The sequence below is a fragment of the Leptolyngbya sp. GGD genome (genome assembly GCF_026735145.1).
GTDB lineage: Bacteria > Cyanobacteriota > Cyanobacteriia > Leptolyngbyales > Leptolyngbyaceae > Leptolyngbya > Leptolyngbya boryana.
In genome coordinates this window covers 208,251-233,051 of sequence record NZ_JAPQKE010000006.1, presented here as the reverse complement: position 1 = coordinate 233,051, position 24,801 = coordinate 208,251, and the positions used below count along the sequence as shown (strand labels likewise).

General features: G+C 46.5%; 24 protein-coding genes. 13 read left to right on the top strand and 11 right to left on the bottom strand.

Going from position 1 to position 24,801, the window contains the following annotated elements; genetic code table 11:
* Positions 1–204: 204 nt before the first annotated feature.
* Positions 205–1,203, top strand: coding sequence for a UDP-glucose 4-epimerase GalE (gene galE, locus OU814_RS24425; protein WP_017288712.1), 999 nt, complete (start codon positions 205–207; stop codon positions 1,201–1,203).
* A 135-nt stretch (positions 1,204–1,338) separates the two neighbouring features.
* Here galE and OU814_RS24420 read toward each other — a convergent pair whose 3' ends face one another.
* Entirely contained in the window at positions 1,339–2,013 is a 675-nt protein-coding gene (locus OU814_RS24420; protein ID WP_086371008.1) for a sugar transferase, read from the bottom strand.
* Between the two features lie 287 nt (positions 2,014–2,300).
* On the opposite strand from OU814_RS24420, the gene OU814_RS24415 reads away from it, so the two are divergent.
* From OU814_RS24415 to OU814_RS24405, 3 genes are all read left to right on the top strand, one after another.
* Positions 2,301–2,555, top strand: coding sequence for a hypothetical protein (locus OU814_RS24415; RefSeq protein ID WP_017288715.1), 255 nt, complete (start codon positions 2,301–2,303; stop codon positions 2,553–2,555).
* A gap of 158 nt (positions 2,556–2,713) precedes the next feature.
* Positions 2,714–3,634, top strand: coding sequence for a HetZ-related protein 2 (locus OU814_RS24410; protein ID WP_190651965.1), 921 nt, complete (start codon positions 2,714–2,716; stop codon positions 3,632–3,634).
* Between the two features lie 120 nt (positions 3,635–3,754).
* Positions 3,755–5,152, top strand: coding sequence for a hypothetical protein (locus OU814_RS24405; RefSeq protein ID WP_268242351.1), 1,398 nt, complete (start codon positions 3,755–3,757; stop codon positions 5,150–5,152).
* Here the strand turns inward: OU814_RS24405 and OU814_RS24400 are convergent.
* Positions 5,143–6,048 (bottom strand): UPF0104 family protein, encoded by a 906-nt coding sequence (locus OU814_RS24400; protein WP_268242350.1) that lies wholly within the window; start codon positions 6,046–6,048, stop codon positions 5,143–5,145. The genes OU814_RS24405 and OU814_RS24400 overlap by 10 nt on opposite strands.
* 151 nt (positions 6,049–6,199) lie before the next feature.
* On the opposite strand from OU814_RS24400, the gene OU814_RS24395 reads away from it, so the two are divergent.
* The 5 genes from OU814_RS24395 (at position 6,200) to OU814_RS24375 (ending at position 9,604) form a co-directional block, all read left to right on the top strand.
* Positions 6,200–6,718, top strand: a complete 519-nt coding sequence (locus OU814_RS24395; RefSeq protein ID WP_026148706.1) for a DUF6658 family protein — start codon at positions 6,200–6,202, stop codon at positions 6,716–6,718.
* A 228-nt stretch (positions 6,719–6,946) separates the two neighbouring features.
* A complete protein-coding gene (locus OU814_RS24390; RefSeq protein ID WP_190651967.1) occupies positions 6,947–7,273 on the top strand; it encodes an NfeD family protein in 327 nt (108 codons plus the stop codon).
* A 244-nt stretch (positions 7,274–7,517) separates the two neighbouring features.
* Positions 7,518–7,778: a hypothetical protein gene (locus OU814_RS24385; RefSeq protein WP_017288720.1), complete on the top strand. Its 261-nt coding sequence runs from the start codon at positions 7,518–7,520 to the stop codon at positions 7,776–7,778.
* Between the two features lie 164 nt (positions 7,779–7,942).
* Positions 7,943–8,251, top strand: coding sequence for a hypothetical protein (locus OU814_RS24380; protein ID WP_017288721.1), 309 nt, complete (start codon positions 7,943–7,945; stop codon positions 8,249–8,251).
* Between the two features lie 387 nt (positions 8,252–8,638).
* Entirely contained in the window at positions 8,639–9,604 is a 966-nt protein-coding gene (locus tag OU814_RS24375; RefSeq protein ID WP_326498326.1) for a glutathione S-transferase family protein, read from the top strand.
* Between the two features lie 126 nt (positions 9,605–9,730).
* Here the strand turns inward: OU814_RS24375 and OU814_RS24370 are convergent, their stop codons facing one another.
* The 4 genes from OU814_RS24370 to OU814_RS24355 form a co-directional block, all read right to left on the bottom strand.
* Positions 9,731–10,426 (bottom strand): hypothetical protein, encoded by a 696-nt coding sequence (locus OU814_RS24370; protein WP_017288723.1) that lies wholly within the window; start codon positions 10,424–10,426, stop codon positions 9,731–9,733.
* Positions 10,427–10,525: 99 nt separating this feature from the next.
* Positions 10,526–11,314 (bottom strand): alpha/beta fold hydrolase, encoded by a 789-nt coding sequence (locus OU814_RS24365; protein WP_268242349.1) that lies wholly within the window; start codon positions 11,312–11,314, stop codon positions 10,526–10,528.
* Positions 11,315–11,519: 205 nt separating this feature from the next.
* Positions 11,520–12,686 carry a sensor histidine kinase gene (locus OU814_RS24360; protein ID WP_017288726.1) on the bottom strand — a complete coding sequence of 389 codons (1,167 nt, stop codon included), beginning with the start codon at positions 12,684–12,686 and terminating at the stop codon, positions 11,520–11,522.
* The gene (locus OU814_RS24355) at positions 12,683–13,387 is read right to left on the bottom strand and encodes a response regulator transcription factor (RefSeq protein ID WP_017288727.1); all 705 of its coding nucleotides are present in this window, start codon (positions 13,385–13,387) and stop codon (positions 12,683–12,685) included. The genes OU814_RS24360 and OU814_RS24355 overlap by 4 nt, the downstream gene beginning before the upstream one ends.
* A 184-nt stretch (positions 13,388–13,571) precedes the next feature.
* Between OU814_RS24355 and psb30 the strand changes: the two genes are divergently transcribed.
* Positions 13,572–13,700: a photosystem II reaction center protein Ycf12/Psb30 gene (gene psb30 / locus OU814_RS24350; RefSeq protein WP_017288728.1), complete on the top strand. Its 129-nt coding sequence runs from the start codon at positions 13,572–13,574 to the stop codon at positions 13,698–13,700.
* A 164-nt stretch (positions 13,701–13,864) separates the two neighbouring features.
* Here psb30 and OU814_RS24345 read toward each other — a convergent pair whose 3' ends face one another.
* The 3 genes from OU814_RS24345 to OU814_RS24335 all read right to left on the bottom strand — a co-directional run bounded on the left by OU814_RS24345 (position 13,865) and on the right by OU814_RS24335 (position 17,890).
* Complete coding sequence (locus tag OU814_RS24345; RefSeq protein ID WP_268242348.1) at positions 13,865–15,175, bottom strand: cytochrome P450; 1,311 nt, start codon at positions 15,173–15,175, stop codon at positions 13,865–13,867.
* Between the two features lie 112 nt (positions 15,176–15,287).
* A complete protein-coding gene (locus OU814_RS24340) occupies positions 15,288–16,181 on the bottom strand; it encodes a hypothetical protein (protein ID WP_268242347.1) in 894 nt (297 codons plus the stop codon).
* 11 nt (positions 16,182–16,192) lie between these two features.
* The gene (locus OU814_RS24335; protein ID WP_268242346.1) at positions 16,193–17,890 is read right to left on the bottom strand and encodes an iron uptake porin; all 1,698 of its coding nucleotides are present in this window, start codon (positions 17,888–17,890) and stop codon (positions 16,193–16,195) included.
* Between the two features lie 124 nt (positions 17,891–18,014).
* Between OU814_RS24335 and OU814_RS24330 the strand changes: the two genes are divergently transcribed.
* The 3 genes from OU814_RS24330 (at position 18,015) to OU814_RS24320 (ending at position 23,065) form a co-directional block, all read left to right on the top strand.
* The gene (locus OU814_RS24330) at positions 18,015–20,861 is read left to right on the top strand and encodes a glycerol-3-phosphate acyltransferase (RefSeq protein WP_268242345.1); all 2,847 of its coding nucleotides are present in this window, start codon (positions 18,015–18,017) and stop codon (positions 20,859–20,861) included.
* Between the two features lie 46 nt (positions 20,862–20,907).
* Positions 20,908–22,602, top strand: coding sequence for a hypothetical protein (locus OU814_RS24325; RefSeq protein ID WP_268242344.1), 1,695 nt, complete (start codon positions 20,908–20,910; stop codon positions 22,600–22,602).
* Positions 22,603–22,702: 100 nt separating this feature from the next.
* Positions 22,703–23,065, top strand: coding sequence for a hypothetical protein (locus OU814_RS24320; RefSeq protein ID WP_017288734.1), 363 nt, complete (start codon positions 22,703–22,705; stop codon positions 23,063–23,065).
* A 24-nt stretch (positions 23,066–23,089) separates the two neighbouring features.
* Here the strand turns inward: OU814_RS24320 and OU814_RS24315 are convergent, their stop codons facing one another.
* On the bottom strand, positions 23,090–23,923 hold the full coding sequence (locus OU814_RS24315) for a class I SAM-dependent methyltransferase (protein WP_268242343.1): 834 nt from the start codon (positions 23,921–23,923) through the stop codon (positions 23,090–23,092).
* A 30-nt stretch (positions 23,924–23,953) separates the two neighbouring features.
* Complete coding sequence (gene crtW / locus OU814_RS24310) at positions 23,954–24,718, bottom strand: beta-carotene ketolase CrtW (protein ID WP_017288736.1); 765 nt, start codon at positions 24,716–24,718, stop codon at positions 23,954–23,956.
* Between the last annotated feature and the right edge of the window lie 83 nt (positions 24,719–24,801).

Below are 24,801 nucleotides of genomic sequence, written 5' to 3'. Positions count from 1 at the left end.
CAGACTAAGGGTGTACAGGAGGAAAATTCAGTGGAACTGATTTTAGCGGGTATCGTATTTGCAGTGATCTTATTCTTGTTAACGCGCGATATTTTCAAGTAACTCCCGCGTCATGAAAACTTAAATAAGTTCGCCGCTTTCTCCTGAATGTGAAAGCGCGTTCCTGAAGTGGGAATAGTCCTAGAACTTGGGTGAGGATTTATTGTGTCATCTGAAAAGCCGATCGTATTAGTGACAGGTGGAGCCGGATATATCGGTTCTCACGCGGTGCTTGCTTTGCAAAATGCGGGCTATGAAGTGGTGGTCTTTGACAATCTCGTTTACGGACACCGCGATATTGTTGAGAATGTGCTGAAGGTCGAGTTAATCGAAGGAGATACGAACGATCGCGAATTGCTCGATCGTGTGTTTGCTGCTCGTCCCTTTAGCGCGGTGATGCACTTTGCTGCTTATGCCTATGTCGGTGAATCAGTCGCCTACCCAGATAAGTACTACCGCAATAATGTGATTGGAACGTTGACTTTGTTAGAAGCAATGGTCGCGGCTGGGATTAAATCTTTTGTCTTCTCCTCGACTTGCGCGACGTATGGCGTTCCGAAAATAGTCCCCATTCCTGAAGATCATCCTCAAGATCCGATCAACCCGTATGGTGCGACGAAGCTGATGGTTGAGCGCATCTTAGCCGATTTCGATCAAGCCTACGATTTCAAATCTGTGGCGTTTCGTTACTTTAATGCTGCGGGAGCTGATCCCCAGGGACGGCTCGGTGAAGATCACCAGCCTGAAACTCACTTAATTCCGTTAGTGTTGATGGCGGCTCTAGGGAAGCGAGATGCCATCTCAATTCTCGGAACAGATTATCCAACTCCTGACGGAACCTGTATTCGGGATTATATTCACGTCAGCGATCTGGCTGACGCGCATGTGCTTGGGCTGAATTACTTGCTGCAAGGGGGTAATTCTCAGCGATTTAACTTGGGCAATGGCAACGGATTCTCGGTTAGAGAAGTGATCGAGATGGCGCGTAAGGTGACGGGTCGATCGATTAACGCGATCGAGTGCGATCGTCGACCGGGCGATCCGCCTGCGCTGGTTGGCAGTGCAGAAAAAGCGCGATCCCTGCTCGGTTGGAATCCGCAATATGCGGATTTAGAGCAGATTCTTAGCCACGCTTGGCAATGGCATCAGAAACGCCACGCTTAGACAAAAATTTTCGGAAGGCGGAGTCTTGTAAAACTCCACCTTCTTGCCTCATGCAAAATGACACAATCCCCAATTCATGCCAAAAGCTCTGAGTTTTGAGAACTCAGAGCTTTTGTTTACAATGATTCGAGTGATCTAAAACGCTCCAACCCTGGCAAAGATGACATAAATCGTTCTCACAATCAGAACAATGTCATAAAACGGTGTCCACAGCGCTTGATACCGCAGATCTAACTGAACGATTTCTTCAAAATCCTTCACCATCGATCGTCCATTCACCTGCCATTCGCCTGTAATACCAGGCTTTACATTTAAGCGCTGCCAGTGATGTTCGCTATACTGAGCGACCTCATCGGGAGTCGGTGGACGAGTCCCAACGAGACTCATTTCGCCCCGCAATACGTTCCAAAACTGGGGCAACTCATCGAGGCTCGTTTTCCGAAGAAAACGCCCAACCCGAGTAATGCGCGGATCTTGTTGATTTTTGAAAATTAAGCCTTCTGCTTCATTCTCAACCTGGGATTTTAGATGCTCAGCTCCATCGACCATGGATCGGAACTTGTACATCCGAAACGGTTTGCCTAACAAACCATGCCGTTCTTGCCCATAGAAAATTGGCCCTGGGCTATCTAACCGAATCGCGATCGCCAAAGGGACGAATAATATCGCTACGATCAAGAGTCCGGCTACGCTACCAACAATGTCGATGGCGCGCTTCAAGAAAGAAGTAGTAGATCGATGGGGCACTTGAAAATTGGTTGATGCAATCTGAGAATCGGTGAATGACGAGGCAAGAGTAGGATTAAACATAGTTCGGGCAAATGCTTGAAACCGTGGTATCACTGAAGTCAGGTCTCATACTTTCATGTAAAGCCTAACGAAAGCCCAAATTTACTAATAGCCCTCACTCAGATATTTCCTCAAAACTTTTTACTCTTGTCCGCATTTTTGGCTTTTATGAAGATTCCGTGAAGAGTAACCTGAGTAGTTTTACGCTTGACGCAATTAATTACAGCGCAGGGAATGAGAAAGCTCGATTAAAATAGGGTTCAGCCGTTGCCCTATCAAATTTCAGCTGATGAGGAGGAAATTGAATTTTGGAATCACAACAACTTGCGGCGATCGTGCACGATCTTGCCGAGACGACGATCGCGGCGGCTGAAACGATCGAGCAACTCTCTGATCGACTCGACACGATTACGACACAAGTCGATCAGCAAGGCAAGCAACTCTCCGCCTTAACGAACGCTTTACAGACCTTGACCGAAAATCAATCGACGTTGGTCAATCATATTGTTCATCTCACTGAAACTCTAGATCGGATTGCCACGTCACTCGACTCCAAGAGCTAGAAGATTTTAAGAGTCATCGAGCGACTTTTGAGAAACGATTTATACTGAAGCCTCGGATATAAGTGAGTGCGGTGTTTACTAGTCTTACCCATTCGGGTAAGTGATTTTGTGAGCGACTCTGCGGCACACTCTATATCAGGGCATTGAGGACGGCAACCATGACATATGTAGAACAGATCGCCGAGGACTGGCGATCGCGGCTTAAAACTGAACTTCCCCGTAGCAGCGAGACCACGAGAGAAAGTATCGTTCAATGGTTATTAGGAGACGATCTCGATCGCTTTGAAACCTACACCGCAGAACGGCTCGACATCGAAGTCCAAGCGATGGATTACCGCTATCGCATTCTGGTTCAACGGTATTTTGAGACTCCTCCCCAACGCGCTTACAAGAATCTGATGCAGCGTTTGGGAAGTATGTTTGTCATTCGTAACAAAATTAACACCTGGATTGCGCTGTCACGCGATCGGCAAACGACGGTTGTCGATGTCTTACAAGAAGTGATCCAGGACTTGCTGCAAAATGACAACTATATGCAGCAACAAGTGAAGTGGATCGCTGAATGCACCAGTGATCCCCGATTACGCAATGCCATCGTGCTAACCGCAACCGAAGAGTACTGTCTCCGCCCGATTCGCAACCAGCCTTTGCTAGTTTATCGATTCGTCAATTTTCAAAAGCGCACTCAGCGGGGCGGCATGACTCAAGTGCCCGCGGCTGATTTTATTCGGCTCGTCTCTGAAGAGATTACCTCGGATGATGCAGAAGGCACAGTCAGTTTGCTAGATGGAGAAGCGATCGCGCAATTCCAAGAAGCAGAAGCGCAACAACAGCAGCAAGAACTGCGAGGCGCGATCGCGCGGCAGTTTGAAGACTATCTGACCGAGAAGGTTGGAGAAGATGCCGCCCAGTGGTTACGGTTTTATTTACAAGGTAAAACGCAAGAAGCGATCGCGCAGATGTTAGATATGCCAATCAAGCAGGTGTATCGACTGCGTGAGAAAGTGAATTATCATGCAGTCCGTGTGTTTGCTCAAAAGAGCCAGCCTGAACTCGTTACAGAATGGTTAGGACGTTAACTTGTTCGTTTGAGAGTCGCGAGTGGGCACACTGAATCAGAGTGGTAGTGTCCGTAAGATTACTGAACTCGTTTCATGAGGTTTAGGTCAACTCCCTCGTTTGTTCTCTGGGAATGAATTATGAGTACAACGTCAGACCAACAGCCGCAAGATCTGCGATCAAATGCTTCAGAAACTGAAGCCCAGATTGCCGTCGATGAAGTCGATGTTGCTGCTTTGGAGCCGTCGCGTACTGAATGGGTTGAGCCATCGATTCACCAAGCTCAAGAAACCCTGTATCGGTTTCTCCTCGAAGTTGTGAAACAATGGCCGCCCGAAGAGGTGCTGCTGGAATTTAAGCGTTTGTTTTTCTATCTAGGGGATACAGCAACTTCTGGCGCGGCTCAGGCTGTGCATCAGCTTGTCATCAGTAATAATCAAGTTGCATTTAAAAATACGCTGAAACGGGCTTGCTATATTCTTGTTAATAATTGGGATGCAGCCAGACAGTACAAATCAATTCAAGAATTAGTGCGATCGTTTCAAGAAATTGCGATCGCAGCCCCATCTATTTCTCCTTCTGCAAACCGTCTCAAAGCTTGGATTGAAGATTTCAGAAATAGTCAAGATTATACTGATTTAAAACTTTTTACTGCACGCTACGAGGAACAGCCCAAAGAGAAATGGGTGAGTCGATATACTTCTTATTTACTGGTTCCCCAATATGTCGATACCAAGAATCCGATTGAGCAACGAGAAGCAGCACGGGCACTGTCTCGCCAGCTCAAAGACCGATTTAAGTTTGATCTAGCGATGTATATTGCAAAATCGCAGTCTGCAACATCCGCTGAAAAAATGCCAAAGAATCCGACTGCTTTAGGCGATAACGTTTTGATGTTAATTAAAGCGATCGTGGCAAGGCGTGGACAATATAGCTATGCTAATTTAGCGCATATTTTTATTAATCAAATTCAGACTTTGAACTATCAACAATTCAAGCAAAGTCTGCAAAAGTATCTGATTTTCTCGGTCGATCATCACAGTCAGTTCGCAGCCGAATTTGAGGCGAGACTGGTTGAGAAATTAGAAGCACTCTATCCAGATTATGAACAGAGGGCGCTGAGTGATGCTTTGGTGTTGAGAACCTGTAATCGCCTGATTGAAGCGTTGACGACTGAAAATCGCAAAGATCCATCGCCGCTGTTTGTGCTACTTCTGGCACAGGGTAACCCCATGACTTTGGTGATTGTCTTGCTCAAACTGGTGCTGATTTGTAATGCTTCGCGATCGCATCTTGAGGCTCAAATCGCTGCCCTCATTCGCTATTACGAACAGTTACCCGAGCAAGAGTGCCATTGGGTTGTCAACTTCTTGGAATTCTTTAACGTTACTTTTGCAATTCATGCCGAAAACGTCCAATACAATCTTGTCAAAATGCAAGAAACTCCTCCAACTCAGACGACGCTGGATCACTATCGGATTTTCTCGCAGATGAAGCCAATCATTCGCCCTCAACCTCCAGAAGTCTCTCAATCTTGAGGAAAGAGCCGATCGTCAATCCATGCCAATCCTGCTCCTAAAGTTTCAGCCAGGGTATTGACCAAGCGATACAGAGCCACGATCGCTAAAATTTCACCACTTGGAAACGATCGGCTTAGGAATGCAATTGCGACCGCTTCAAATACACCAATGCCTCCTGGGAGTCCTGGCGTGATCAGTCCGAGGAGCCATGCCCATGAAAATGCGGTGACGAGAAGCGGTAGATCTCCCCAATTCACCGTACGCAGTGCTAAAACGGCAAAGACAAAGCCGATGGATCGCAATCCCAAAAAGCCGAGCTCTCCGAGTAATGGCAAAAGCGGATATTTTTCAAGTCGCAGTATTGAAGTTGATGGCTTGAGCTTGCTGACTTGTCGAAGAATCGGGTTGAGAAAGATCGGGTGAATTGCAATCAGGATCGCGATCGCGATGCCAATTTGCAGCCAAGCGATTGACCCTGATCCAATCAGAACAAACAAACAGCCTGCAATTACCATCAAGAGCGGTTCTAAGAGAATGCTTAAAGTTGCCGCTTCCACAGGAATTTTCAGTTTTGTAGCGGCAGAAATGCGCCCATAGAAGTGCCAAATATTTCCAGGCAGGTATTTCGCTAGATTCGTTGTCAGGTAGGTCTTTGCACCCCAAGCGCCAGAAACGCGATAAGACAGAAGTTTCAGAATCCATGCCCAGACGTAGCCTGCAAAGATATGAGCGAAAAGGGTGATTCCGAGTGCGATCGTTAAACAAGCAATTCCAGCCGCATCAATTCGGATTTGAGCAACCTCGCGCCAATGATTTGCCAACGTTTTCAGCAGGAAAAACAGCACGGCAGCCAAAATCAGCCCGCGCAAAAAAGGTTTTAACTGCTTGCGATTCACAATCCAAAGCCTCAGCAACGCTTACTCAGCGTAATCGTTCTAGGGACAGAAAGAAATGCTGAAATTTGAAACCTGAGATGCAACTTGCGCTAGAGGGCACGAAATCATGCGGTTCTATATCGTCTAGGTGTCTCGATATGCACAATTTCTAAATTCAATGGAGATTTTTATGAGCAAAATCGCATCGGTTGTCAAAGCACTTCGATTAAAAGAAATCACGATCGCATTCCTTGCTGGAGTCATGTTGTTACTGAACACCGCTTGTAGTGGTGCGGCTCAAGCTAAAATGCCTTCTTTATCGACATCGACTTCTTTAGACAATGATCCGCATCCTGTGAATCAAACCCAGCCTTACAAAGGCGGCATGAACAATTACGATGACACGCCACCAGGACAAATTCCTTCAGAAAAAGCGAAGTCCTTGGTAGATAATGCAAAGCGCAATGTGGATGCGCGTTATGGCAACGCACTAGAGAAGACCTCTGACGAATTGGGTGACACGATGGGAGAACGGGTCAATCGCGTTACAGAAACTGCGAAAAATGCAGTCGGTCGAGGAACTCAAAACATCAAAGACAATGTGAAAGATGCCGCAGATGATGCTGCTTATCAGTCAAAGCGAACCACGAAAACTCTGAGCGATAAGGCTCAAGATGCCATCGACGCAGCAAAGGACACGGTCAAATAATTTCAGCCTCAAATTAACCTCATATGATGACGCTCGGATCAGCCGGGCGTTTTTTTTGAAGCCTTGACACACAAAAAATACACAATATATAATCCAATAAAAGCTGAATTCAAGTGGCTTATTTACTTAAATTTTACTTAGATTCAGCGTGGTGCAGCGAAAGATTATTCTCTGCGAAGTGAGTGAGTGTTATTGAATCTAACCTCAAATCCACAACTGGAGGCAGTCATGAAATGTGTAAGCGGGTTGCAATTCTGGAAATCTTTCTTTTCGATCGCGGATGCCTATCATCAACCTGATCTCGAGATTGCAGAGAAAGTTTATGAATTAGGACAAATTGCCCAAGTCTGTGAGAAATTACGACCTGGACAACTTGGGCAGGTCGAATTTCGGGGCAGTTGGTGGACAGCTTTGTGTCTAGACAACGTTGTATTGCTACCCGGAGCTAGCGTTCGTGTTGTCGATCGGGTGGAACTGATCTTAGTCGTTGAACCGCTCGCTACTCCGCAAGTCCGTGCATTGCGACCTAAGAAACGAGGAGAAATCGCTGCGTAGAAGAACCCTGCCTACGAGAAGTCGATCGTGGGCAAGGTTAAGTATAAAATTCACAGAATAATTACATATCAATTGTTCATAACAAGACCCATGTTCAAAACCAGAAAGGTGTGGATAATGGAGATAGTATGAGTGAGCAAAAGTGTATTCAAAGCAGATTCCATCGGGGTGCAGCTTTTGCTTCAATACTTATGATGAAATGGCTTGCGGAATCGCGTAGTTGCTCGTAGAGGATTAGATAACAATGGTGGAGAATTCTCCTGTGACAGATTCAACTTCAAAAAAATCTGCCACCACCAAACTCAGAAAGAGATTAAATCTAGATTTGTCTCCGGAAGCTTACGACTTATTGCAATCGCTTTCGGATGAGTCAGGCAAGAACATGGCGGAGGTACTCAGAACAGGATTGGCATTGTACGGGATTGCACGCGAAGAGAAGAAGAAAGGTCGGAGTTTGGGTGTGGTCGAAGACGATCGCGTTGTCAAAGAAATCGTCATTCCTTAAAACTGAGATGTTCCTATCCCCATTGAAAAACTCAGGACGGTGATTCCTCTTCTTCAAACTGGCGTAGATTGTGCTCAAACTTTTCAACGAAGTTTTGAACTGTCCTGTGTGGAGAGGAGTGATCGTTCTGAGGTTTAGTGTGTACCTGGAGGATCAAGGGGATTATGGAGCGGATTTCATCAGATGACTATCTCAGTCGGCGAGGTGTGGATCAAACAGGAATCAGAATTACGAGTATGCTCTGGTTTTCGAGGTGGTCGAAGCAGCGGCGGAAAGTGCGATCGTCACCAAATTTTGCTGCAACTCAGGTCACTAAGCAGAATCGATTTTGGATATGGATTGCGATCGCAATGAGTCAGATTTTGTTTGCAACCTGGCTCAGTTTGCCAGCAAAAGCACAATGTCAGGATGAAGTCTCTCAAAACTGGCTACAGTTCTCGATGGAATTAATCACGGAGTCATTAAAACTTTAGTGTTCTTCTAACAAGAATTGCTTGGTTAAATACGCTACAAATTGAGTCTGCTTCTCAACCAAATGATCAATAAAATTAACAAGAAAAACCGGAGATCTCCTTACTCAACGGGTAAGTTCCCTATGGCAGATGTTGAATGAAACCTTTATTGTTATGACTGATAGTGGGGAGACATTAGCCTCGTAATTTAATTTGTCTCTATTCAAAAATAAGGTTAACGCTATGCCTCTATGTCCTTGCTGCTCAGAAAAGCTTCTTCGTCATGTTCGTCAAGGCAAGGTGTATTGGTTCTGTACACATTGTTGGCAAGAGATGCCGGACTTAGAAACTGTCATACATTCTAATGATAAGGAAACAGTACTTGTTGAAAAACAGTAGGGGTTAAGTATGGCATTGGGGATGATGGTTGATGGAAAGTGGACAACCGAGTGGAATCAGCAGGATCAAAGCGGAAAATTTAACCGAAAGCCTACGACGTTTCGCGATCGCATTACGGCTGATGGTTCTAGCGGATTTCCAGCCGCCTCAGGGCGCTATCATCTTTATGTGTCGCTAGCTTGTCCTTGGGCACATCGCACGTTAATGATGCGATCGCTCAAAGGATTAGAGGCAGTCATTGGGCTTTCAATTGTTGATGCAGTGTTAAGTGAGAAAGGCTGGTATTTCTCTGAAAATCCGGGGGCGATTCCGGATTCGGTCAATCAGGCTGAATATCTGCAAGAGATCTATGTCAAAGCGGATGCAAAGTATACGGGGCGAGTTACAGTTCCGGTGCTGTGGGATAAAGAGAAAAGTACGATCGTCAATAATGAATCTCGCGAAATTATTCGCATGTTCGATACAGAATTTGCAGAATTTGCAACGCGAACGAATGATCTTTATCCACAGGATCTCCAACAGCAGATCGATGACACGATCGATAAAATCTACATGCCAGTTAACAATGGTGTATATCGAGCGGGATTTGCCACCACGCAAGAAGCGTATGAAGAAGCAGTGACCGAGCTTTTCCAGAATTTGGACTACTGGGAGGCTGTATTAGCAAAGCAAAGATATCTGTGTGGCGATCGCTTAACAGAAGCAGATATCTGCATGTTCTCCACATTGTTGCGGTTTGATTCGGTTTATCACGGTCATTTTAAGTGTAATTTGCGTCGAATTTTGGACTATCCAAATCTGTGGAACTATCTCAAAGAACTGTACCAACATCCACAGATTCAGCCGACTTGCAATCTAGACCACATTAAACGCCATTACTACATGAGTCACCCTCAGATTAATCCGACTCGGATTGTTCCGATCGGACCGCAGATCGATTTTGGTGAAAAGCACGATCGCGATCGATTCAGTTAGAAAACAGTATTGCTCTCTAAGTTCGATATTATCGACTCGCTGTGTTATGCACCCGCCCCGAAATGGAATTCGGGGTGGGGCAGAATCAGAGTGAGTGGACTGAGTGAGTGGACTTGTCGAAATGATTTAATCAAACCAACCGACATCAGGATCTGAACTCTTCACGGGTGCAAAATTATTTGGGAAAACTGGATGGGCAAGCGTTACAGCTTGGCGTTTTTTCAAAATGTCCTGATGGCTTCTCAGATCCGCCTCAGCTTGAGCAGTTGCTAATGCAGATTTTTGCTCAGTGGCTTGATTTTCTTGCAAGGTTTTGTTTTCAGCAATTAGAGCTTGATTCGATTCTGCAAGCTTCAAAGCTGCTTGTTGCGCTTTTTCGAGTTCAGATTGCAGATGATCGATTTTCCCAGCACTGGTTCTCAGTTGCTTGTTCTCTTCAATCAAAGTTTGATTCGATTCTGCAAGCTTCAAAGCAGTATGTTGAGCTTCTTCGACATTTGCTTGGAGATGTTTGACGATCGCATCGTGATCTTCAACTTGCGCTTTTAATTGGGTGATCGACTCTTGTAATGATTTTTCGGTTTGCTGGGTTTGTTCTAACTGTTTGACGATCGCATCATGATCTTCGACTTGCGCTTTTAATTGGGTGATCGACTCTTGTAATGATTTTTCGGTTTGCTGGGCTTGTTCTAAAGCAGCCTTTAATTCATGAACCTCAGTCTTCTCTGAGTCTTGATTTTCGGGCTGTACAGTTTCTGCTTCAATGGTGAGGGTTTTGTGATTTGAGGTGATGTTTTTTTGCGATCGTCGTTGCGTTGCCATAGTCTCAACCCCTAAGTTCCTATCTCAACATTAAAAGAGACTCAGGCGGAGATCGATTAATCTTTGTGTCGTATTTGTTGCAGAAAGTTAGAGCTAAAGTTAGAGCCATTTGGTAATAGCATTCTGGACTACCTCTGGAGCTTCTGCCATCACCAAATGTCCAACGTTGGGAACGGTAATATGAGAGCTGTGCTCAGATTGAACATGTAAAAGATTCGCTAACCATTCATGACCCATCGCGGGCGGAAACATGGGATCATCGCCACCTGTAATCACGGTAACTGGGCAAGAAATCGGATGGTGCTGAGCGTCATAGCCCCAAAAGCCCTCGATCGCTTCAAAAGGATGAGCATCCGTCGGAATCGAATTGCGGCTGTAAAACTCTGCGAGCTGCTCATTTGAAATCGATTGCAATAAGGTTTGGACAAACTGCCAGCGATAGAGATGATGTCCGCCCAGCGCAAAAAATTTAATCACCGGAATTTCCCACCAAGGCGTAAGATTATGCGTTCCGCCGCCGATGGCGATCAGCGCTCTAGCATGATGCCGCTTTGCCCACTCTAAACCAATGGGAACCCCATAACTATGGCAGCATAGAATCGGCTGATGAATTTTGAAGTGATGCAGCAAACGATTGAGATCCCGCTGGTGTCTCCCCACTGAGTAGCGTCGATAGCGTCCAGACTCACCATGTCCAGCGAGATCATAAGCAAGCAGTTCTTGCCCTAGCGCTTGAAAATAATCCCACTGTAAACACCAATTTGTCCGACTGCCTAAGCCTCCGTGAATAAACACGATCGCAGGAGATTTGCCAGGTGAATGAGCGACTTTCAGCGCTACTTTATTGAAGCGAATGAGAGTGCCATCTAAACTAGCAGGTGTAGCCATTAAGGTTTGCGATTCGAGTAGGAGCGATGGCTCTGAGGGAACAAATAACGCATTGAGGCAAGCCCACCTAAGGTGATTGCTCCAATGATCAACACGACAAGAGCTACAGGAAGCATAACAAAACGATGCGGAATTGATAACCTTGTCATTGTAGTTATCCAGTTTGACAAGTTCATGTCGAAGACATGACAGCGAATTTTGAATCTTAGAGTTTGGATTTGGGATAAGCCGATTCGGGAGATTCGCGATCGCGCAACGAAGACAAAAGTTTGGGTCTCTCCACTAAAATCGGTAACGAGAATCGGAACGTACTGCCTTGACCGACTTCGCTTTCAGCCTCGATCGTGCCTTTTTGTAATTCGACCAGTCGTCGAGAAATCGCAAGTCCAATTCCTGTTCCGCCTGAATGGCGATCGCGCGAGCGATCCGATCGCCAAAATCGCTCAAATACATGGGGCAAATCTTCCGCAGCAATGCCTTTGCCTGTATCTTCCACTGCAATCCAGACTCGCTCTTGTTCTGCCCAGGCGCGTAGCGTAATGCTGCCTTCGGGCGTGTAGCGGAGCGCATTTCCGACCAAATTGATCAGCACTTGTTCGACCCGTTCGGGATCAGCTAAAGCTTGAGGAAGCGTGTCTGGACAGTCTACTTTTAACGTTGGACTCTCTTCGAGCAGTTGGTCAGAAAATTTTTGCACGATCGCCACTAAGAGCGGTCGAATTTGCACAGGTTGAAGCTGAATTGGTAAATAGCCTGCTTCTGCTTTGGACAGTTCTTGCAGATCATTGACTAATCGCCGTAATCGTACTGTTTCTTTGGCAAGACGTTGATAGATATCCGAAGAAGGCTCGATCGTGCCATCTGCCAATCCTTCTAAATAGCCTTCAATGACGGTTAAGGGTGTCCGTAACTCATGCGTCAAGTCCCCGACTAAATCTCGTCTGCGTTGTTCAACGCCTTCAAGATCGTGTGCCATCCGATTGAAGCTATCTGCCAGTCGGTTCAGTTCTGGAATTTCATTCTCTGGAACTCGTTCTTGTAAATGTCCTGCGGCAAAGCGTTGGGTAATCTGTTCCATTTGAATCAAAGGCTGCATAATGCGCTTTGACACCCAGTAACTTAATCCGATCGCTGTTGTTCCCCCAACCACCACTGACCAAAATGCGCCTCGACTCCAAGCCGACTCGAATCCATCGACCAGTTGTCGCTTGACGCGAATCACGTTAAAGCCACTGCCCTGCAATTGTTCTAAATGCAGCACAAACAATCGGGGCGTGTAAACTTTACCCACGGTTATTAAGGTACTCAGTCCCACAACCATGACGATCATGTGCGACAAAAATAGACGGGTGCGGAGATTGGGCTTTGTCATGGGGTAGTGTCCTCAAACTTGTAGCCGACTCCGATCACCGTTTTGACAAAGGTCGGATTTGCAGGGTCCGGTTCGATTTTCTTTCTCAATCTTGCGACATGGGTATCGACGACGCGTTCATCTCCGAAGAAGTTACTGCCCCAAAGCTTGTCGATCAGTTGCGTCCGGTTCCAGACTCGACCGGGATAGCTCATAAACGTAGAGAGTAAATCAAATTCGAGCGTTGTTAGATCAAGCGGTTCGGCTTGATCATTGATCTGACGAGATGCCGATCGCTGATCCACATCTAAAACAAAATTTTGGGTGCGATAGACCTGAGATTGTCCACCTTGGCGCATGGTTCGCCGCAATAATGCCCGCACTCGCGCGACCAGTTCTTTCGGACTAAAGGGTTTGACCATGTAATCGTCTGCGCCTGTGGACAGTCCGATAATGCGATCGATTTCTTCACCCTTTGCGGTCAACATTAGGATAAAGGGATCTTTTGTACCCGGTTTCTGACGAACCCGCGCACAGACCTCCAATCCATCTAATCCAGGGATCATCAAATCTAGGATGATCAGATCAGGTTTTTGTTCTTGGAAGATTTGTAACGCGCTGAGTCCGTCGCGGCAGGTGCGACAGGAAAACCCCTCTTTTTCCAAATAAAGTTGGATCAGTTGAGCAATTTCAGCTTCGTCTTCGACAATCAGAATTTCCATATCAACCGGGCAAAAAAGGGACGAAAAGACTTGCCTTGAGTTTAGCAATGAATTTTCGTGATGCTGCCTTCGGATTTTTATTGAGTTTTGTAAAGTTCTTTAAGATTGGGGAGCGCGTACCGATAAAATAGCTCGTATTGCAGCTTTGTGACTTTCCTATATTAAAGGCTTGTTGGGGGGACAGATGGAGTTTTTGAGCTTTCTGAACGATATTAACCTTACAGGAATCGTTCAATTGGCATTGATTGCCATGATTATGCTGGCTGGGCCAGTGGTGATCTTCTTGCTAGCGCTCCGGGGTGGAGATCTGTAAGTCGATTCCTCAAGGTGACATCAAAAAGTTTTTTCAGGTTTAAGAGAGAGTAGCTCCATAGCTCGATCGTTTCGATGATCGAGCTTTTTCATGTCGTATTTGTCGATGAACAGATTAAATTCTGGCTCTCTTCAAATTGCTTCTCCTAGGGTGCAGGCAGCAAACTAGCTAGCTTTTCGTCGGAACTTCACTTGGAGTCCATCTTTCGGTTGCGGTGTTGGAATCATTTGCAAGTCAAGATTCTGTCCAGGAACTAACTCCCATTCATAATTGCGAACGAGTAGTGCCGCAAAAATTCTCATCTCTAATCGGGCAAACTCTTTCCCCAAACACTCGCGGATTCCACCACCAAAGGGCACGTGACTAAAAGGCTCAAGCTTTTGCTCTGGATTGAAGCGCTCTGGATCAAACTGTTTCGGATTCGGATAAAGGGTACTATCTTGATGGGTTTGACCAATCTCGTATAGGACTTGTGAGCCTTTAGGAATCTTATAGCCGTCAAACTCACACTCTTGAATGACTTCTCGAAATCCTCCACCTACAGGAGATACGACTCGCAGCACTTCTTTCAAGACTTGATCGAGAAAGTCCATCTGCTTTAAGTCTTCGAGTGTGAGTAAGTCGTCGTTCTTAAACTGCGATTGTTCGGCTCGAAGCCGCTCTAAGATCGCTGGATGTTGCGCCGTCAAGAGACAGAAAGACGCGATCGCTGAAGTCAAGGTTTCATGTCCCGCAAACAATAAGGTCAATACTTGATCTTTGAGTTCATCAATACTCAAGCGATTTCCCTCTTCGTCTTTCGCATTGAGTAAAAGACTGAGCGAATCTGATTCTATGTTTTCTTGCGATTGGCGAGCTTTGACAACGCGTTCAATCTCATCTAGCAACAACTGACGGCTTTTTAAGGCTTGACTAAACTTAGTTCCTGGCAACTTCAGAGGCACAGAAAATAACCCTTTTACCCAGATCTCAAACAATTCTCCAAACCGAGTTTGCGAACCAGATGAAATACCCACAATGAGCTGACAGGCAATGTCGAGTGTGTAATTCCGCAGTTCTGGATACCAACGGATCGTCTCTTTCTGCGCCCAACGATCGAGATAGTTTTGGGTGATGCTCGTCATTGTCGGAATATAGCTAGCTAGTGCTCTTGGCTGAAACGCTTGAACTAATAGCTTACGGCGCTGTTGATGAAGGCTCCCTTGCTGAACCGGGACTGAGGCAGATCCTAGTAATGTCTTTACGCTGGGGGGCCAACTGATAACAAAGTATTGATTCTCGTTGAGCAGCACAAAGCGAACTGCATCGACTCCTGATAGAACAATCGTCGATCGACCAAAGAGATTGGTTCTAAAAACGTTGCCAAACTGTTTGTGTCGTTTAGTAGAAAAGTCAGGATCGTTCAGAAAACCGAATGTTTCACCGATAACGGGTAATCCTGAAGAACCGGGAGGCAAAGGGAGGGAACTGGACATGCTGCTAGGGATGGTAAATGTCAACTCTTAGAGTTTAATCTCTATGTTGCCAAAAGTAAGTTCACGATCGTCCATTCCGTGGCTTAAAACACCCTCTAAAACTTACGAAAAATCAGCGAAGTAAAATCCGGCTTCTTGGACCAATCTGCGCATCAGAACTTTTTGAACCTTCGAGGATAACGCGGCTAACGTCTTGCAATGGGTTATTGCTAAGCATACCTCCAAAGCTCGGGGCACTGTCGATCGTAGAGGATGCACTCGGCGTTGAAATCGGATTGCTAGTCGGATTGCTAATCGGATTGCTCGTTGGATTTGTAATTGGAGTGGGAGTTGTGCTGAGTGGAGCTAAGCCTGCGGGAATGATGACGCGCAGTTGAACTGGCATCGCAGTGATTTGGAAAGATGAAACAGTCGGACGTGGAGGAATTTGTGGATTAGCGGAAAAATTGTAGTGCGATCGAAAATCGAAAACGGTCGGGCTTGTGCCGCCATTGCGATCGCTGTAACGCGGTCCTTGTCCAGTGATATCGAAGACTCCTTGATATTGCAATCCCGTATTCGGATCGGTGGCAATACCTTCGTATCTTCCTCGTACGACTAATTCGTCTTGAATTGTGCCGTGGAAGCGAGTTGGGGCATTGTGATTACGGCGAATGGGTTGGAGTTGACCGTTTGAAAGCACCGGAGAAGTGAGTGTGCCATCGGTTGAAACGATTGGAATTCCTCGGAAGTCTACAAAGTAGCGTCCTTGACTATCGACTTGGACTAAATTTGGATCAAAGTCCTGTGCAGAATATACCAATTGTCCATTTCGGAAATAGCGACCTTGGCTATCTGTCGTGACTCTGGTTGTGCCTTGGTTGAAATTTGGATTTTGACTCGGAGGCACGACTGTTCCAGTCACTACGCCAGTACTGCGGATGGTGATTTGAGCAGACGCAATCGTACTATGACAGCTAAGAGCCGCGATCGCAAGTGAAAAAGTAACCCAGAATTTCGAGAGCATGGTCATTGTTCCTAGAATCTAAAAGTTGCCCGAACTGCCCCGATGACAACTGGATCATTTGCTTTGTTGTGATTGGGGTTGAAAATAACAATTACGCCAGGTGTCACCTCCAAGGCTGGATTGACTCTAGCTCGGTAGAACAGTTCTAAATGTAAGGCTGTGTCTGGCTGACCGCCTTTGCTCCCTGTATCGCTAAATCGAGGAAAGTTGTACTCTTCGGGTAGATTGCTGCTCGTAATTTTAGGCGGTTGTCCGAAGAGGATGCCACCGAGATTTCCCGGCACAAACAGATCCGGCAAGGCAGAAAAGACCATCCAATTTGTCGTCTGTACTGAACCCACAACGCTGAGCGCTCTAGAAGATGTCCAACCGCCCCAACCGCCGATCGTGAATTTCCGATTCACCCGCCAGGCTAAAGTCGCGCCGACGGCATGAGTCGTAAAAGCTGTGTGGGTTGGGGCAAACGGTGAAAGGAGTTGAGAATCCCCGATTCCTGTGCCCAAAAAGCCATCTGGGCTGCGAGAAAATAGGTAATGAATGCCGAGATCGATGTTGCGAGTCGGCGCGATCGTCAATTGTGCCCCTGCTGCATATCGACCGCCAATCAATCCACCGACATCCGCATTTCCAGGAAATCCAGGAATTTCCGCGCTGTAAACGCCTTGCAAACTCACGCGCCGATTAATTTGCCAATCGAAGCCGATGCCGCCTGTGCCATTGCCGATCGCTAAAATCGGATTGCGCTGTCCAAGCAGAGAAAGTGCTCCTTCTCCAGAGCCTTCGAGTGGATTGATCCCGCGAAACGTATTCGAGGGAGTGACCCCAGATGCGCCGACTAAAACCCCGAAGTTTTTACTCACTGGGAAACGGTAAGAGAGATCGCTGACTACAAGTTGATTGTCTTGCTCAGACTCATAGGATAAGCGTCCCATATTCGTTAATAAATTTGGGGCAGACGATCGCAAGTTTCCGGTTTGTAAGGTCGTTAGTAGTAAATCTCTGCCAGTGAATGAGGTTGCGAGTGAGAGTTGAAGATTGCTAGCAAGTGTCGTTTGAAGCTTGCCTTGGCGTTCTGGAATACCCTCTCTGGGAAAGAGATCAACATCGGCTCGATTGCTCGTTTGAACTGAAGCGATCGCTTGTCCGAACAATCGTGTTGTCGTGGAAAATTGTTGTTTCTCGATCGTTGTAGTTCGAGCTTCTAAGCGATCGATGCGACCTTTGAGTGCAGCTAAGTCTGTTGCGAATTCTATTTGCAGCTTTTGAGCAATTTCTAAGTCTTGACGGGTGATGATGTTAGTCGTTTGGGAAGCAATTAGGTCTTGAATGCGATCGAGACAAGCATTCAGTCCGGCTGCAAATTCAGATCGAGTTAAAGCACGATCGCCGCGAAAGGTTTGATCCGGATAGCCTGCAATACAACCGTAGCGCTCGACGAGAGTTTGAAGTGCCTGAAATGCCCAATCGCTTGGACGCACATCGGAGAGCTGTGAGACAGAAGTAACTTGCTCCATGCTGTCTGAGCTAGGGAGTTCACTACTGTCTGAGCTAGGGAGTTCGCTAAACTCTGGCGATCGAATTACTTCTGGAGGAGCAACTTTTGCTTTTGCTGGCAAACCAGCAGATTGAGCCTTTTGAAGGGTTTTGCGCGCCACCACAAAAGACGGTGGCGTTTTCGGGGGATGAGCGATCGTATCGAGTTCAGACATCGGGGGTTGAATCTGAGTGCGGCTCCCCCCTTATACCCAATATCTTGTATAAAAACGCACTTACTTTCTCGGTGCAGAGTGAATTCGGTAGACTTTCAGAGAGAAGTTCTGGTTCGATCGCGCTATGACCTTGATGCATGTTTGGGGCGCTCTGCTGATTTTCGGACTCTGTCCGATTCTGGGCGGATTGCCATTGATTCGGTGGATAACGACCCGTCTGACCGGGAAGCGGTTGCAGCAGCTTGGAACGGGGAATGTGAGCGTCTCGGCGGCGTTTTATCACGGGGGTAAATGGGTTGGGGTGCTGGCGGTGCTCTCGGAGGCATTGAAGGGCATTGCGGCGGTTTTACTCGCGCGATCGTTCTTTCCGGATCGTCCAGAGTGGGAAATTTTTTCCCTGATTGCGCTGGTTTATGGGCGATACTTCATTGGAAAAGGAGCGGGGACGACCAATGTAGTTTGGGGCTATGTCGTTCACGATCCACTCACCTCGTTTCTGGTGTTTCTGATTGGGGGAATTGGATTTACGATTTTGCGGGAGCGGCAAGCGGGAAAATTTGGGGTTTTGATTTTGTTTCCGCTGATTACCGCATTGAGACATCCACAGGAAACACCGCTGATTGTGGGATCAGTGGGACTGGCAGCGTTTTTGTGGTGGATCTATAACCAGATTCCAGATGACTTGGATCTCAGATCTGATACGGCACAGAGAGGATCAAAAGCAATGTTTCAATTTCTTCGCGAAGATCGATCGCTGATTTCGCTCGATCAAGCGTTAAAAGCAGACAAGGTTGGACAAAAGGCAGCAACGCTCTCCGAGTTAAAGCGATCGGGTTATCCTGTGCCGGAGGGTTGGGTGCTTTTGCCAGGAGATGATCCGCAGCCGTTGATTCAGGCGATGCGGCCGAGTCGAGAGCAGCCCTTGATTGTTCGATCCTCTGCGATCGGAGAAGATTCAGAATCAGCGTCGGCAGCGGGGCAGTACGAATCGATTGCAAATGTGACCCATCGAGAGTTACTGTTGCCTGCGATTATGCGCTGTTTAGACTCGTATGAGCAAGAATCAGCAGTTCAGTATCGACGCGATCGCGCCATTCCAGATGCTTCGATGATTGTGCTCGTTCAGAATCAGATTCGAGGTGTGTTTTCGGGAGTAGCGTTTAGTCGCGATCCGATTTCGAGGCAAGGCGATGCAGTTTTGATTGAAGCTTTGCCTGGAAATGCTGATCAAGTTGTGTCAGGGCAGGTGACTCCAGAGAGCTACATTGTGAATGTTCGCGAAGTGGGTCAAGATTGGGCTTTACCAAAAGAGCAGATGCTAGAAGTGTCGGGACAAGGGACAGTTCCGAACAGATTGATTCAGCAAGTTGCTTACTTAGCTCGACATTTAGAAGAATATTTTCATGGCGTGCCGCAAGATATCGAGTGGAGCTATGACGGAGAAAAGCTCTGGTTACTCCAAGCTCGATCGATTACAACATTAGCTCCAATTTGGACGAGAAAGATTGCCGCAGAAGTGATTCCAGGAGCGATTCGACCGCTAACTTGGTCAATTAATCGACCGTTGACTTGTGGAGTTTGGGGAAAGATCTTTACGATCGTACTGGGAACACGCGCTCAAGGTCTGAACTTTGAGGAAACGGCTACGCTGCATTATTCTCATGCTTATTTTAATGCGACATTACTCGGGCAGATTTTTAGACGCATGGGGCTGCCTGCTGAGAGCTTGGAATTTCTGACTAGAGGCGCGAAGTTTAGTCGTCCTCCTTTACAATCGACGATGGCAAATTCGCCTGGACTCATGCGATTACTCAAGCGAGAAATGAGATTAGAGCAGGATTTCGCGAGAGATGAGCCGCGCTTTCTAGCAGCTTTGGAGCCGAGATCTTCAGAACTGTCTGAATTGTCGATCGAGGAACTAACAGAGCAAATTCAGCAAATTCTTGAGTTACTAGAACGTGCAACTTACTACAGTATTCTGGCTCCCTTAAGTGCTGCTTTGAGAAAAGCAATGTTTCGAGTCCAAGATGACGAGGTAGATAATCGAGACACTCCAGAAGTTGCTGCGATGAGAGCCTTGTCGAATCTTGCTAGCTCTGCTCGATCGCTGTTAGAAAACTCCGAAGATGTCTTTACTCAACTTGAAAAAACGGCTCAAGGGCAAGCGATTTTGCATCAGTTTGATCAGATTCTCGATCGCTACGGCTATCTCAGCGAAGTTGGGACAGACATTGCGATTCCGACGTGGCGAGAGCAACCTGAACCGATTCGAGATTTATTTCGGCAATTCTGCTTAAATCCAACTCCCGAACCGACTTCGCCAAAGATTAAACATCAAGGCGTACAGCGTCGGATTGCTTTGAAAGGGAAAGTCACCGAAATTTATAGTCGATTTCTCGCTGAACTCCGCTGGCGATTTCTTGCGATCGAACAACAGTGGCTTGCTTCCGGCATTCTCCATCAGCCGGGCGATATCTTTTTTCTCACGTATGCGGAGATTCGGCAGGGTAAAACCTCACAGTTTTCAGAACTTATTCAACATCGTCGCGCCCAGTTTGATCACGATCGCCAACTTTCTCCGATTCCGCAATTAGTCTACGGAGACGATCCCCCAACTCCTGCTCTTCCCACTTGGCAAGCTTCTAATCGGCTGCAAGGCATCGGAGCAAGCGCGGGACAGGTGGCGGGAACAATTCGAGTCATGCGATCGCTCAATGGATTAGGCACCGTCGATCGCGACACCATTCTCGTCGTTCCTTACACAGATTCCGGCTGGATGCCTGTTTTGGCACGAGTCGGAGGACTGATTGCAGAAGTCGGAGGACGGCTCTCTCATGGCGCGATCGTGGCACGAGAATATCGAATTCCAGCCGTCATGGACGTTCAACATGCCACTGAAATTTTGCGAGATGGGCAAAAAGTTCGGATTGACGGACAGCTCGGAATTGTTGAGATCTTAGACGAGGGCTAACAAGGTTGTGATAAAAACGCTAATCTCTAGAACACATCAATTTCTGATGGCTAAGCCAACAACAGCAAGCGATCGAACTTCAAGCAGGCTTTGGTTCGGGTTAAGTCTTGGCTTTGCTCTTTACTATGGTAGTCTCGCACTTCAGAAATCATTTCAAGCTGAATATGTGGTGCAAGACGATGCTAGAGAATATGTGTTCTGGATGCAGCGATTTCTCGACCCCACTCTTTTACCCAATGATTTGATTGCACAATATTTCAAATCGATTACTCCGCCAGGATATGCTGCTTTCTATCATGGAATGGCAATCCTCGGAGTGCATCCGCTTTGGGTCAGCAAAGTTCTGCCTGTCGGTCTAGGACTGATCACAACTTTTTATAGCTTTGCACTCTGCTTAAGGCTGTTTCCGTTTCCGATCACCGGATTTATTACAACGCTACTGCTCAATCAAAGCGTATGGTCTAGAGATGATTTAGGTTCTGCTACTCCTAGAGCTTTCGTAACGCCGTTATTTCTAGCCTTTCTATACTATCTACTTCGTCATCAGCGGCTTGGTATTCTGATCGTTTTAGTGCTACAAGCATTGATTTATCCGCCTTTAGTGTTTATCACGATCGCGCTTTTATGCTGCACGCTTTGGGATGGGAATACAAGAAGACTAAATTTCAATCAATTAAAATTTGTTGGCATCTGTGTTGGTTTTACCGCGATCGCGCTGCTTCCATATGGACTCGCTTCGAGCCAATTCGCTCCTGTGATCACGCGTGATCAAGCTTGGACAATGCCAGAACTCCATCCTGGTGGAAGACATCCCTTTTTTAATCCGAATCCCTGGGCATTCTGGCTGATTGGTGAACATAGTGGAATCATTCCACCGTTGATGCCACCCTTGATTTGGCTTGGTGTGTTGCTGCCGATTTTGATGCGATATCCAGTACGATTTCCGCTAGTCCAGCAGATCAATCACCGAATCGCAATTCTCCCGAAAATGATTTGGGTTTCTTTAGGCTTATTTGCTGCGGCTCATTTATTGTTACTAAGACTGTTCTTCCCAACGCGATATACGACTCACACGTTCCGGATTGTCTTAGCGATCGCGGCTGGAATTGTACTCACGATTCTGCTGGATACTCTACTGCGAGGCTGCAAAACTCTCGTAGCACAACGCCGCTGGATAACTTTAGGAACGAGGCTGACATTGATGACCATGACAATGCTCGTATTCTTCACTTATCCACAAGTTTCACAGGATTTTCCCAGGATCAATGTTCGGGTGATAAAAGATCCATCCCTCTATCAATTCTTAAAGACTCAGCCGAAAGATACTTTAGTCGCAACACTATCTGATGAAGCCAATAATATTTCGACTCTTGCTCAACGCTCTGTTTTATTTAGTAAAGAACACTCGCTTCCGTTTCATTTAGGATACTATCGCCCAATTCGCCAACGCATTTTAGACGTGATGCAAGCGCAGTATAGTTCAGATCTTAGAGCTGCAAAACAAACGATCGACAAATATCAGATTAAACTTTGGTTGCTGGATCAACCCGCATTTACGCCTTTGTATCTCACGAATTCGGCTTGGTTGAGCAGTTTCGAGCCTGAGTTTACGATCGCATTAACGAGCCTCCAGCAAGGAAAAATCCCGGCACTTGCAAAGCTCGCCCATTGCTCGGTTTTTAATACGCCTAAACTTATGCTTCTAGATGCAGCTTGTATCAAGACTGCTGCCGAGGGGTGATGCTTGGTACAGTTTGCTACAGTGGTTGACAGCTTGCCTTAAGGCGGGTTGTTTTGTGTGGATTGAGACAGAGAGTAGAGAGTAGTCTAGGTAGACCAATATGAGTGGATCGAATGAATGGCAGAAAATCTTGCGAGGGATTCTGTTACTGATTGCATTGCATGGGATTGCCTTCGTCATCGCAGTTGCGATCGGCTTATTGATTTATGCTCTCATCACGATCGTGCCAAGTCGCTCAGACACTCAAGCGCTGTTTATCTTGCTGAATGGGTATACATCGCTTGCCTTTATGGTGATTGGGATTGGGATTTCCCAGATGTTTTATGTGATTCCAGTCATTTTTGTTTTGCTGCTCGATCGACGCTACGCAACAATTAAAGGCATCATCATTGGGGCAGTACTCACTTTACTTTTCAATATTGCTGGAGTGACCCTATTCTTCTCATGGACGCTTCCGAGATGATACAAACGAGAGTGAGAGAAAGTACTAACCCTCAATTTTCCGCGCAACTTGAACTGCTGCTAAGTTAGACAGTTGAATTTCACCGTTTAGTTTTTCCTCGATCGTCGTTCTCAATCCTGACAATAAAGCTTCTTTGACCTGTGGATCTAGAGAAACATAGGGTGAATAGCTACTCAAAAGATCGAGATAGCGATCGACCTCATAGGTTCTTTCGCAAGGCATCAATTCTGTGACGGGAGCCTCAAATAATCCGGAATCACTCACGAGTTTCCCTAATCCGCTCAAGATTTCAACTTGCTTATCTCGCCCTTCATACGCAGGTGCGATCGCAGGTGCATGAGCCTGATAGACCTCATTCAGGATTTGATAAATTTCATAGCTCGGTTCAAGCGACATATTCCAAATCAGCACTAGAGCACCTCCAGTCCGCAATGTTTTTGCTGCTTTCACATACTTAATATCTGAGGCAATCCAGTGCCACGCATTCGCAGCCAGCACAATCTGATAGGTTTCCGGCTGAACTTGCCACTCCTCAAAAGATTGGGGGTAAAGCTTGACCTGCGGAAACTCGGCAAAATTTCGCTGAGCCACTCGGCAGAATTCTGGATTGGGTTCAACCGCATCGATCGCATAGCCTAACTTGGCAAAATCAACCGTTGCCGTCCCCGAACCACAGCCCACTTCAAGAATTTTCGAGTCGGGGGCAAGATTGGCAAGTTCAATCGATCGCTGAATGAGCATTTCAGGATAGCTCGGTCTTCCGCGATCGTAGGCTTCCACAACCGGAGAATACCAAATCTTCCGCTGTTCTAAATCCTTGTTTGAATACTCATTGAGAAGCGTGACCCAATCTGCCATAACATCATTCCGCGATCGTCATTCTCAAGCTTAGCCTTCTTCTTGAAGTTTGCGTTGATGTAATTCAGGAAGTTGCCACCAAGCGAGATCAGGGCGTTCATGATGTTCTAAATGATAGCCAAAGTGGTAGCAGCTAATAAATGACCAGAAGGGTGACCAGCGAGTACTGGTCGCACGATTTTCGTTTTGATAGCCGCCTGCTGGCTCACGATGCGGTAGAAATGTCCCAAAGAAGAACAATTGAACGGAGCTGAGAATCGAAGGCACGACCCAAAACCAAGTTAAATTCGCTTCAGGAACGTGAAAGAGTCGATGCACAATGTGAAAGATGGCAATCAAAGAGATAATTCGCGTCCAACTCCAATAGCGCACCATGAAGTAGGAATACCATCCTAAAAGGCTTTTATTCTTGCCGTTGTGAAAGTCTGGATCGAGATCAGAAGCTGGATGTGCATGATGCTCCCAATGCGTTTTGATCATTGATTTCAATGAAAATAAAGCATAGGCGCGCAATGCAATTGAGCCAATCAAGTCATTGAGTTTACGATTACTCGGCGAAACAGCGCCATGCATCGCATCGTGTGCGGTAATAAATAGCCCAGTGTATAGAAATGTTTGTAGTAAAAGCCCTGCAATTCTAAATGGGATTGATAATTGTGTAATATCAATACTGAGCAGTGTGAACAAGCTCACTGCCCAAATTCCTAAAATCGTGAGTGCAACCCATACACCTCGATCGATTTGAATTTTAGAATCTTGACCCAATTGAGTTGGCGCTGAACGGAAGGAAACCACAAGAAAACTCCAGGAAAGATCGAGGTTGAAAAACCATCTTTACAAACTTTAACATTCATTATTGAGATTGAGGAACGCGATCG